Annotated in this window: 5 protein-coding genes and 3 pseudogenes; 5 read left to right on the top strand and 3 right to left on the bottom strand. The window is 73.1% G+C overall.

Annotated elements, in window-relative coordinates; all coding sequences use genetic code 11:
* Positions 1-148 precede the first annotated feature (148 nt).
* The 3 genes and pseudogenes from BM536_RS26590 to BM536_RS26580 all read left to right on the top strand — a co-directional run bounded on the left by BM536_RS26590 (position 149) and on the right by BM536_RS26580 (position 2,638).
* Positions 149-700, top strand: coding sequence for an FHA domain-containing protein (locus BM536_RS26590; RefSeq protein WP_073498204.1), 552 nt, complete (start codon positions 149-151; stop codon positions 698-700).
* A 122-nt stretch (positions 701-822) separates the two neighbouring features.
* Positions 823-2,177, top strand: a pseudogene (locus BM536_RS26585) (M14 family zinc carboxypeptidase).
* Entirely contained in the window at positions 2,174-2,638 is a 465-nt protein-coding gene (locus tag BM536_RS26580) for an SSI family serine proteinase inhibitor (protein ID WP_094103601.1), read from the top strand. Before BM536_RS26585 ends, BM536_RS26580 begins: the two are co-directional and overlap by 4 nt.
* Positions 2,639-2,712: 74 nt before the next feature.
* Here BM536_RS26580 and BM536_RS26575 read toward each other — a convergent pair whose 3' ends face one another.
* The 3 genes and pseudogenes from BM536_RS26575 to glgX form a co-directional block, all read right to left on the bottom strand.
* Complete coding sequence (locus BM536_RS26575; protein ID WP_073492492.1) at positions 2,713-3,972, bottom strand: M14 family zinc carboxypeptidase; 1,260 nt, start codon at positions 3,970-3,972, stop codon at positions 2,713-2,715.
* A gap of 590 nt (positions 3,973-4,562) precedes the next feature.
* Positions 4,563-6,935: pseudogene (treY, locus tag BM536_RS26570) on the bottom strand (malto-oligosyltrehalose synthase).
* A gap of 71 nt (positions 6,936-7,006) precedes the next feature.
* Positions 7,007-9,124, bottom strand: coding sequence for a glycogen debranching protein GlgX (glgX, locus tag BM536_RS26565; RefSeq protein WP_073492494.1), 2,118 nt, complete (start codon positions 9,122-9,124; stop codon positions 7,007-7,009).
* 190 nt (positions 9,125-9,314) lie between these two features.
* Here glgX and BM536_RS26560 point away from each other — a divergent pair.
* Positions 9,315-10,150 (top strand): annotated as a pseudogene (locus BM536_RS26560) (Tat pathway signal sequence domain protein).
* Positions 10,151-10,245: 95 nt separating this feature from the next.
* Entirely contained in the window at positions 10,246-11,592 is a 1,347-nt protein-coding gene (locus BM536_RS26555) for a copper amine oxidase (protein ID WP_094103600.1), read from the top strand.
* Positions 11,593-11,620 lie beyond the last annotated feature (28 nt).

Genomic DNA, 11,620 nt, shown 5'->3' with positions numbered 1-11,620 from the left:
CTCCAAACGAGATCGATCCGCTGCGCCAACACCCCCTTCGCCGCGCATCTCGTGGCGGTGTCGCGACGGATCGCCTCGGGCACGCGCGCGGAGCCGCCGTTCCGCGTTTTTCTGGACACCCGCCGTTCACTGCCCGACAATCACGAACGTGACGTCGTCATTCGAGTTCAACACGTACCCCGCGCGCCTGTCCGACGTGGAGCGCGACAGGGCACTGAAGGTGCTCCGTGACGGCGCCGCCATGGGCCGCCTCTCCCACGACACGTTCATCCGGCGCATGGAACTGGCGCTCGCCGCCCGCCGCTCCGAGGAACTCGCGGTCCTCACCGCCGACCTGCCCAGTGAAAACCGCTTCTCGCGCGCCCTCTTCGGCACCGTCGAGGCCGTCTCCGGCTTCACCGTACGGCTGCGCAGGGCCTGGCAGGCCGAGCGGCTGCCCAAGCTGCTGCTGCCGCACCCCGGCACCGCTCAGGCCCTGCGCATCGGCCGTGACCCCGCCAGCGGCCTCAGGCTGACCCACGACAGCGTCTCGCGCGTGCACGCCGAACTCAGCCGCCAGGGCGGCATGTGGATCCTGCGCGACCTCGGCTCGACCAACGGCACGACCGTCAACGGACGCCGCGTCATCGGCGCCGCCGTGGTCCGCGAGGGCGACCAGGTCGCCTTCGGACGGATGGCGTTCCGTCTCTCCGTGAACTGAGTCCCGGCCAACCAAGTCGAGGGCTCCGGGGCGGTGTTGACGTCCCTCACGCGCCATGACTCACTGTGCGTACAGTCGGCACTCCCGGTGAGCCGACGGTGCTCCCGACGCGGAGGTGTGTCCTGCCGCCACTCCTGCGCTACCCGACCGCGGACGAACTCGCGGCCCGCGCGGCCGCACTCGTCGCCCGCCGACCCCGCGACACCCGCCTGCGCCGCGTCGCGTCTCGCGCGCCGGCACGCCCCTGTGGCTGCTCTCCGTGGGCCACGGCACCCGCCAGGCCCTGATCGTCGCCGGACCGCACGCCAACGAACCCGTCGGCGGCGCCACCGTCCTGCGGCTGGCCGAGCGCGTCCTCGCCGACCCGCGGCTCACCGAGGACGCCGACGCCACCTGGAACCTGCTGCTCTGCCTCGACCCCGACGGCCTGCGCCGCAACGAGGGCTGGCTGTCCGGCCCCTACACCCTGGGCCGCTACTTCCGGCACTTCTTCCGGCCCGGTTTCCTGGAACAGCCCGAGTGGCTGCCCGACGGGGCGCAGGCCGCGGCCCTGCCGGAGACACGGGCGCTGCTCGGTCTCCAGGACGAGCTGAAACCTTTCTTCCAGTGTTCGCTGCACGGCGTCGACGTCGGCGGCGGCTTCGTCGAACTCACCCGTGACCTGCCCGGACTCCCGCAGCGCGTGGCCCACGCCGCCGCCCGCCTCGGCATCCCCCGCGAACTCGGCCCCTACGACACCCTGTACTGGCCGGGACTGGGACCAGCCGTCTACCGGATCCCGCCGCCCCGCCCGCGCGACCTGGCCGCCGCCATCACCGAGGCCGCCGTCGAGTCGACCTGGTACCACCCGCACCGGCACGGCACCGTCACCGCGGTCGTCGAGGCGCCCATGTGGGGCGTCGCCGCCGTCGAGGACGACTCACCGCCCGCCGACCGCGACGCCGTGCTACGCGCGGTGAGCCGGACCCTGCGCCACGAGACCCGGCTCCTCGAACACGTCCTCGCGCGCGTGCGGCCCCATCTCCCCGCCGCACCCGACACGGCCCGCCTGCTCGCCCCCGTCCACGACTACCTCCTCGTCTGCCCCGGCCTCGCCGACGCCTGGGACCCCGGCGCGGGCGACCCCACCCGTCCGCTGCCGCCCCTGAACACCGCCCACCTGGCCGCCCTGCGCATCGCCGGCCGCCGTATCGCCGTACGCACCGCGGGCCTGCTCCGCCAGCTCGTCGCCGGGTCCGGGCACGACCCCGCCGGGGCGCTCCCCGAGCTGGACGCGCTCATCGACGGGTGGTGCGCCGACTACCACGACGGCTTCGGGGCCCGCTGGATCCCGGTCGCCCGCCAGGTGGAGTACCAGACGAGAGTCGTCCTCGCCGCGTTCGAACTGGCCTCCCGGCCGGCACCCGCACCCGCACCCGCGCGATCGGGTGAGCCGGACTGGGGAACCGGGGCCGCCGTGCCGATGCACCGGGAATGAAGCACTTCCCCACACACCGCATCCTGGGCGCCCTGCCCGTCACGGCCGCCCTCCTCCTCGCCGCCGTCACCCCCGCCCAGGCCTCGGCGCCCCGAAACCCCCTCCCCGGCGACGGACTCCGGCTGACCGTCACCACCGGCGACTCCCGCTCCAGCGACACCCGCGGCACGCTCCTGCTGTGCGACCCGCCCCAGGGCCACTCCCGCGCCGCCGAGGCCTGCGCCGACCTCACGGCGGCCGACGGCGACATCGGCGCCGTCGCGCACAAGGACGCCGTCTGCTCCCTCCTGTACGCGCCCGTGACCGCCCACGCGAGCGGCCGGTGGAACGGCCGCCCGGTCTCGTACACGAAGACCTTCTCCAACACCTGCGTGATGCTCGCGGAGACGGGCGCGGTCTTCGCCCTCGACGACGAGCAGCTCCCCGAAGCGGCCGGACCCGCCGAGCTGCCGGGGGTCTGACACCGGTCGGCCGGTCGCGGCGGCACGCGCGTGTGGGCGTGCCCGCCGCCGACTCCGCCCCGGCTCCACGGCCGCTACGGCTGCCGCGGCGACCCCTCGCGCGCGTGCAGCGCCGCCGCGACGACCGTGCGGGACTGGTGCTCGACCTGGTGCTCCAACGGCACCCAGCGGGCCCGGAACCGCTCGCCGAACGCCTCGCTCCACCCCTCGACGAGACGCTCCAGGTGGGGCGCCGCCCGGTCGTCCCGCTCCCGCAGCACCCGCCACAGCATCGCCGCCGCCCGCAACGGCAGCCGGCGGGCGAACGCGTCCACGCTCCCGACGTACGCCATCGTGATGCCGGCCGGGGGCGTGTGGGTCCAGTCGGCCGCCAGGCCCGGCACCAGCTCCAGCGCCCAGCGGGCCGCTCTCAGCAGCGGTCCGTCGACGCCCGCCAGCCGCGGCGAGGCCTCCGCCAGCACGTGCTCCACCTCCCGGGCGTCCCGCAGCAGGCGGCGGGCCAGACGCCGTATCGCCGCCGCCGGGTCGGGGTGCGGCGCCGGGTCGTCCACCATGTCGCTCGCCCACATCGGCACCTCCACGACCGCCGTCAGGCCGCCGTGGCGGTGGGCGTGGTACCAGGTGCTGTGCCGGGCGTCGTCCGGCATGCTCGGGTACGCCGCGCCCGCGCCGGGTTCCGGCATCACGTGCACCCCCGGCCCGGACGCGGGCCAGCCCGCCGCGTCGGAGGCGCCCGTCTCCACCGGGATGTGCAACTGCGCCGCCGACTTGGCGAACGGCTCGGCCAGGCCCGGTATGTCCCTCGTCAACTGCACCCAGCTGCCGCCCACCTCGGTGCCGTGCAACGTCACCTGGAGGTAGGGCCGCAGCTCGTCGATGACGCGGGTCAGCGCACGCGTCTCCGGGGGCAGCCGGTCGGCCGGCAGGACGGCAGGGGACCACTCCGGCTGCTCCGGGCCCGCCGGCCGGAAGAAGCCCCGGTGGTACTCGAGGAGGCTGCGCGGCGCCGGTGTCACGTGCAGGCTCGCCCCGTCGGGGTCCGCGCAGAGCAGGAAGTGCCAGGACGTGCCGTCCCTCAGATGCGTCTCCCCCAGAACCCTTTCGGCCAGGGCGAGCAGTGTGGGGCCGCCGGTGGGTTCGTTCGCGTGAGCCCCCGCGACGACCAGGACGGCCCGCCGCGCATGCCCCACGGACAGCAGGTGCAGTGGCCGGCCCGCCCGTGAGAGCCCGACCTCGCGCAGCGTGCACAACCCGGGTCGGAGCGCGGCCAACGCCACGGCGGACGCGGTCAGTTCGGACAGCGTGGGGTAGCGCAGCTCCGGCAGGAGACTCACCCCCGTCACGTCCGCCCGGCCTTCGCCTCCGCAGTACCCCACGGTCTCGGTGCCCTGTCAAGAACGCGCCACGGGCGCCTGAGGGGGGCGCCCGGAAGCACTCGGGACGCGGCCCCGGAGACCGCGGCGGCGTACCGGGCGACCGTGGAGGCGTACGGGGTCCGCCTGGTCGGTTTCCCGCCACCCGGTCATGGGCGGAAGCTCTGTGTCGGGGCGGCTGTGGAGCCGCACCGGGCCTGCCTGGTCGGTCTCGCGCCGCCCGGTTGTCGGTGGAAGCTCTGCCGGGGCGACCGTGGAGGTGTACCGGGCCCGCCCGGCCGGCCCCGCCCCTGGCCACGGGGGGAAGCTCTGCCGGGCTGACTGTGGAGCCGTGCCGGGCCTGGTCGGTCTCCCGCCGCCCGGCCATGGGTGGAAGCTCTGTGCCGGGCGCCGGGAGGCGTACCGGGCCCGCCCGCCCCGGTCTCCCGTCACCCGGCCACGGCGGAAACTCGCTGCCGGGCGATCGTAGAGGCCTACCAGGCCTACCAGGCCGGCTGTCCCGCCCGGCCCTGCCCCCGGTCACGGGGGCGAAGCTCTTCGCCGCCCGCCGCCTACTCCGCGTCCCGCTCCAGCCGCTCCAGCAGCGCCACCGGCAGTCGCTCGAACAGGTCCGCCACGCGCGCGTGCCCCAGGAACTCACGGCCGGGATCCAGGGCGTCCACCCACCTGCCCGGAGGGAGCGTCAGGCGCGTGTCCCCCCCAGCCGCCCGCCTCCGCCAGCCGCAGGGACAGCCGGGTGACGACCGTGACGACCCGGCCCGAGCGGGCGAAGGCCAGGACGTGATCGGCGGCCCGGCCCTCGGCGGGCAGCGGCTCGTACGTCGCCTCCGCACCGAAGGCGTCCGGGTGCCGGCGACGCAGCCGCAGCGCCGCCGCGGTCACGGCGCCCTTGGTTCCGGCGTCCTCGGTCCCGGCATCGCCCGGCGGGAAGCGGACGGGGCGCCGGTTGTCCGGGTCGACCAGGGCGAGGTACTCGCTCTCCGTGCCCTGGTAGACGTCCGGCACCCCCGGCATCGTCAGCTGCGTCAGTGCCGCGCCCAGCACGTTCGCCCGGATGTGCGGCGCCAGCGCCTCCCGCAGCGCGGCCACCCGCTCGCCCGGCACCCCGCACGGCCCGGCCGTGACGAACGCCGCCACCGCCTCCTCGTACGGTGGCTCCTGCTCCGTCCAGCTCGTGTACATGCCCGCCTCGCGCACGTGCTTGAGCAGCGCCTCCCGCACCCGCTCCGGGGCGGCCGGCCCCAGCCCGAACACGGTCTGCCAGGCCGCCCACGCCAGCTGCCCGTCCGGCACGCTCACCTCGGCGTGCGTGACGTCCGCCAGAAGCTCCGCCCAGCGGCGCGGGCACTCGGTGAGCACGGCCAGCGCCGCCCGGACGTCGGCGCTGCGCTTGGTGTCGTGCGTGGACAGGACCGTCCCGGTGAGCGGCCAGTCGCGCTGCACGCGCGCGCAGTACGTGTGGAAACCGGCGGGGGAGACGCCCTGCCGGCCGGGATCGCCGCCCACTTCGTTCGCCGAGAGCAGCGGTACGTACCGGTAGAACGCCGTGTCCTCCACCGACTTGGCCCGCAGGGCGGACGCCGTCTGCGCGAACCGGGTGCGGAACTCCACCGCCGCCGCACCGTCCTCGCGCCCCACCACCAGGCCGCGCACCACGTCCACCGCCCCCGCCTCCTCGGGCACGACGAAGGCGAGGCGGGCCTCCGCGGCGGCCTCCTCGGTGACGACGGCGGCCGCGTCACCGCAGTCGTAGGGCCGGTAGACCTCCATCCGCACCAGCAGCTCCTCCAGCGCGGTGCGCAGCGCCCAGGGCGCCCGGTCGCGCGACGCCGGGTCCGGGGACGCGGCGCACGCGCGCGTGGCCGCCCGCGTCAGCCGGTCCAACTCGGTCGCCAGCTCGTGCCTGAGCACCGCGTACGCCGCCCGCCGCACCGTCGCCGCCCAGTCCCCGCCCCGATCCGTCTGCGGGGCCGCGAACCGCCGGTACAGCTCCAGCAGCTCCCCGGCGCCCGCCGGGTCCGTGAACAGGCCGTCGACGTGCCGCAGGGCGTCGTAGCCGGTGGTGCCGGCCACCGGCCAGGCGTCCGGCAGCCGCTCGCCGTCCGCGAGGATCTTCTCCACGACCGTCCAGCGGCCCCCGCTCGCCGCGTGCAGCCGCGCCAGATAGGCGTCGGGGTCGGCCAGCCCGTCGGGGTGGTCGACGCGCAGCCCGTCCAGCACGCCCTCGTGCAGCAGCTGGAGGATCTTGCCGTGCGTGGCGTCGAACACCTCCGGGTCCTCCACCCGCACCCCGATCAGCTCCGAGATGCTGAAGAACCGCCGGTAGTTCAGCTCGGTGCGGGCCAGCCGCCACCACACTGGCCGGTACCACTGCGCGTCCAGCAACCGCGGCAGCGGCAGGTCCCCGGTGCCCTCGCGCAGCGGGAACACGTGGTCGTAGTAGCGCAGGACGTCCCCGTCGACGCGCAGCTCGTCGATCACCTCGCCCACCGGCCCGCCGAGGACGGGCAGCAGCACCTGGCCGCCCTGCGCCTCCCAGTCGATGTCGAACCACCGCGCGTACGGCGACCTGGGGCCCTCCCGCAGCACCTCCCACAGGGCGCGGTTGTGCCGCGGGACCATGGCCATGTGGTTCGGCACGATGTCCACGACCAGACCCAGGCCGTGCCCGCGCGCGGTGTCCGACAGGGCCCGCAGCCCCTCCTCGCCGCCCAGCTCCGCACGCACACGCGCGTGGTCGACCACGTCGTAGCCGTGCGGGGAGCCGGGTACGGCTTCCAGCACGGGCGACAGGTGCAGATGCGACACGCCGAGCGAGGCGAGGTACGGCACGCCGCCGCGGCGGCCTCGAACGGGAACCCCGGCTGGAGCTGGAGCCGGTAGGTGGCCGTGGGCACGGCGGGGGCAGGGCGCTCAGAGGTCATGCAGACCTACGTACCCGCCCTGCCCCGTTCCTGTCATCCCGACCACCAGGTGGCCGCCGGTGATCCGATCGCTATGCGGGCCGCTGAAGGACGGTCATGCTCCGGTCCACCAGCGTCAGCCGGTCCCCGGCCGCCACCTTGGCGCCCTCCCCCCGCTGCACCGCCTCCGGGTTCGCCGTGTCCACGACCACCTGCCACTGGCGGCCGTGGTCGACCGGCACCACGAACTCCAGGGTCTTCGGTGAGGCGTTGAACATGAGCAGGAAGGAGTCGTCGGTGATCCGCTCCCCGCGCGCGCCCGGTTCGGAGATCGCGTTGCCGTTGAGGAACACCGTCAGGGTCGAGGCCTGCGCCGAGTTCCAGTCCCGCTGGGCCATCTCCTTGCCCTCCGGCGTGAACCACGCGATGTCCGACAGGTCGTCGTGCGTCCCCTCCACCTGCCGTCCGTGGAAGAAGCGGCGGCGGCGGAACACGGGGTGCTCCTTGCGCAGCCGCACGATCGCCCGCGTGAAGTCGAGCATCTCGTCGCCCTCCCCCTCGGGGTCGGGCCACTCCACCCACGACAGCTCGCTGTCCTGGCAGTAGGCGTTGTTGTTGCCGTGCTGGGTGCGCGCCACCTCGTCGCCGTGGCTGATCATGGGCACGCCCTGCGACAGCATCAGCGTCGCCATGAAGTTGCGCATCTGCCGGGACCGCAGTTCCAGCACGTCCGGATCGTCGGTGTCGCCCTCCACTCCGCAGTTCCAGGACCGGTTGTGGCTCTCGCCGTCCCGGTTGTCCTCGCCGTTGGCCTCGTTGCGCTTGTCGTTGTACGACACCAGGTCGCGCAGGGTGAACCCGTCGTGGCAGGTGACGAAGTTGATCGAGGCCAGCGGCCGGCGCCCGTCGTCCTGGTACAGGTCGGAGGAGCCGGTCAGCCGGGAGGCGAACTCCGCGAGCGTGCGCGGCTCGCCCCGCCACAGGTCCCGTACGGTGTCGCGGTACTTGCCGTTCCACTCGGTCCACAGCGGCGGGAAGTTCCCCACCTGGTAGCCGCCCTCGCCCACGTCCCACGGCTCGGCGATCAGCTTCACCTGGGAGACGACCGGGTCCTGCTGCACCAGGTCGAAGAACGACGACAGCCGGTCCACCTCGTGGAACTGGCGGGCCAGGGTCGCCGCGAGGTCGAAGCGGAACCCGTCGACATGCATCTCCAGAACCCAGTACCGCAACGAGTCCATGATCAGCTGGAGCACGTGCGGGGACCGCATGAGCAGCGAGTTCCCGGTCCCGGTGGTGTCCATGTAGTACCGCGGGTCGTCCGCCAGCCGGTAGTACTGCGCGTTGTCGATGCCCCGGAAGGACAGCGTCGGGCCCAGGTGGTTGCCCTCGGCGGTGTGGTTGTAGACCACGTCGAGGATCACCTCGATCCCCGCCTCGTGCAGCGCCCGCACCGCCGACTTGAACTCCAGCACCTGCTGCCCGCGGTCGCCCCAGGAGGCGTACGCGTTGTGCGGGGCGAAGAAGCCGATCGTGTTGTAGCCCCAGTAGTTGTTGAGGCCCATGTCGACCAGACGGTGATCGTTGACGAACTGGTGTACGGGCATCAGCTCCAGTGCCGTCACGCCCAGCTCGGTGAGGTGCTCGATGATCGCCGGGTGCGCGAGGGCGGCGTAGGTACCGCGCAGCTCCTCCGGCAGCCCCGGGTGGCGCATCGTGAGGCCCTTGACATGCGCCTCGTAGAGCACCGTGCGGTGGTACTCCGTGCGCGGACGCCGGTCGTCGCCCCAGTCGAAGTAGGGGTTGACCACGACCGACGTCATCGTGTGGGGCGCCGAGTCGAGGTCGTTGCGCTTGTCGGGGGCCCCGAAGTGGTAACCGTACACCTCCTCGCCCCATTTGACCGTGCCGCTGATCGCCTTCGCGTACGGGTCGAGCAGCAGCTTCGCGGAATTGCACCGCGAGCCGCGCTCGGGCGCGTACGGACCGTGCATCCGGAAGCCGTAACGCTGCCCCGGCATGATGCCCGGCACGTACGCGTGCCGCACGAAGGCGTCGCTCTCGCGAAGTTCCACCGCCGTCTCCGAGCCGTCGTCGTGCAGCAGACACAGCTCTACTCGGTCCGCGGCCTCCGTGAAGACCGCGAAGTTCGTACCGGCGCCGTCGTACGTGGCGCCGAGGGGATATGCCTCTCCAGGCCAGACCTGCATGGATACGACTCTTCCAGGTGTGCCGCTCCGTCGGGGACGCCTTGGCACCGAGTCTCCCGGAAAGTGAGGGAACCACCTGTGACTTACGTCCCTCTTACCCGGCGACCAGTGCATGCGCCCCATCCGGCGTACGCCGAACCAATGGGGCCTACAACGTACTCCCGGGGCACAGGGGGAGCAGGGGGAAGATGTGCGCACGACAGTGCGTCGCCACCTGGGCAAGGTGGTGGCAGGCGCGGCCGTCGCGGTGGCCGCGACGGCGCGATGATCGCGATCACCCTGCCGGGCACGGCAGGGGCCGAAGGAACCGGAGGGGGCTCCGGCGGGAAGACGGCGGCGGGGCAGCAGGGCGCCGACCAGGGCGGCCCGGGGCAGCAGGGCGGCTCCGCGGCGGTGGCGCCCGGGGTCGTCGAGCAGGCGCCCGCCGAGGGCGAGCGGGGCACCGGGCGCGACCCGCTGACCGACGACGAGATCGCCCGCGTCGAGCGCATCGCGCTCAGCAGGCAGCTGTTCGACGCCGGCCAGGACGTCGACGGCGACCGGGGCCCGCAGCCCCTCGGCGTGGACCTCGCCGACCCCGAGGCGGACGAGGTGGACGACCCCTCGGCCCCCCGGCGCGCCGAGGTCACGTTCTACGACTACAAGGACGACACGCTCGTCACCAGGACCGTCAACCTGGACACCGGCAAGGTCGAGGCCACGGCCAGCGGGCAGGGCGTCCAGCCGCCGCTCAGCCGCGCCGAGAACACCGAGGCGGCAGCGCTGCTGATCGCCGACCCCCTCGGCGCGGGCCTGCGCGCCGACTACCGTGACGCCACCGGCAAGGCACTCACCTCACCGGAACAGCTGCAGCTCTCCAGCATGGTGTACCGCGCGGTGCCGGGCGCCCAGCCCGCCGCCTTCGACCAGTGCGGGATCCACCGCTGCGCGCGGCTGCTGCTGAAGGTGAAGAACGGCCCGTGGATCGACACCCGGTCCCTGGTGATCGACCTCAGCACCCGCAAGGTGGCCGCGCTCACCCGCTGAGCGCGCCCCTCCGTCCACTTTTCCGACTCACGCCTCCCGCGCCGGGCCGCGCTGTCGCGCCCCCGGGAGGGTGACGCACAGGGAGTCATGTCCTCATGCGCCTGAACCACCCGAACGGCGGCCACCGGCCGCCCGGCACCAGCCGCGCCCGCAGGAGCGCGGCCCTCGGCCTGTCCGTGGTCGCGCTGGCCGCCGGAGCGTCCGCGACGGGCACCGCCCCGGCCACCGCGCACCCGAAGGCGGCCCCCGCGGCCGCCCCGGACTGCAGCGCCGCCTACCGCATCCAGCAGAAACTCTCCAACGGCACGACCTGGAGTATGTGCTGGCGCTTCGAGTCCAAGTCCGGGCTCGTCCTGGAGAAGGTCTCCTACCAGCCGCCCGGCGAGGCCCGCCCGATCCGGGTCCTCAACAGCGCCAAACTCGCCCAGATCCACGTGCCGTACGACGACGGTTCCAACGAGTACAACGACATCACCGACTACAACTTCGGTGCGGGGCTGGTCAACATGACCCCCGCCGAATGCCCCGGCGGCACCATCAAGACGGTGAAGGTCCCGGACGCCTACAACTCCGAGAACCCCAACGTGAAGGGCCTGTGCACCACCACCAGGGCCCGCGGTCACGCGTACCGGATGCAGACCGACTCCGGGAAGGTCTACCAGTCCCAGGGCAAGGACCTGCTCGTCTACACCGTCAACAAGGTGAGCTGGTACGAGTACATCACCGAGTGGCGCTTCGCCGACGACGGCACCGTCTCCATGAACGTCGGCGCCACCGGCAGCCTCTCGCCCTTCGACTACGACGCGGGTGACGGCCGTGGCTGGCCGATAGGCAAGGGCGCCAAGGCCTACTCCACCAGCCACAACCACAACGTGTTCTGGCGGCTGGACTTCGGCCTCGACGGGTCCTCGAAGAACAAGGTCGAGCAGTACGACTCGGTGGTCAGCCCGCCCGCCGCCGGCGGCCAGGCCCCCACCAACAAGACCACCCGCACCCCCGTCACCAAGGAACTCGCGGGCGACGCCAAGAACATGCGCTGGTGGCGCGTGGTCAGCACCACGGGCAAGAACAAGGACGGCCACCCGCGCTCGTACGAGATCGTCCCCGGTGCCAGCAGCAAGTACCCCGGACGCGCCTTCACCCGGCACGACGTCTACTTCACGCAGTACAACAAGTGCGAGCAGTACGCCAACAACAACCTGCGGCTGTGTGCTCCCCGGCACCCCACGGCCGTCGACAAATGGGTGAACGGACAGGCCCTCACCCACCCCGTGGCCTGGGTGAACGTCGGCTTCCACCATGTCGCGCGGGACGAGGACCAGCAGCCCATGCCGGTGCACTGGCAGGGATTCTCGATCGCCCCCCGGGACGTCACCGCTATGAATCCGCTCACTCCGCCCGCCCTCGTCGGCGAGAACGGCCGTCCGCGCACCGAGAGTTGAGAAACGACCCTGTCCATCCGGCTGCACC

The sequence above is a fragment of the Streptomyces phaeoluteigriseus genome (genome assembly GCF_001896135.2).
In the GTDB taxonomy this organism is placed as follows: domain Bacteria; phylum Actinomycetota; class Actinomycetes; order Streptomycetales; family Streptomycetaceae; genus Streptomyces; species Streptomyces phaeoluteigriseus.
Note: the sequence above shows the minus strand (reverse complement) of the source record. Positions and strands in the feature narration are given on the sequence as shown.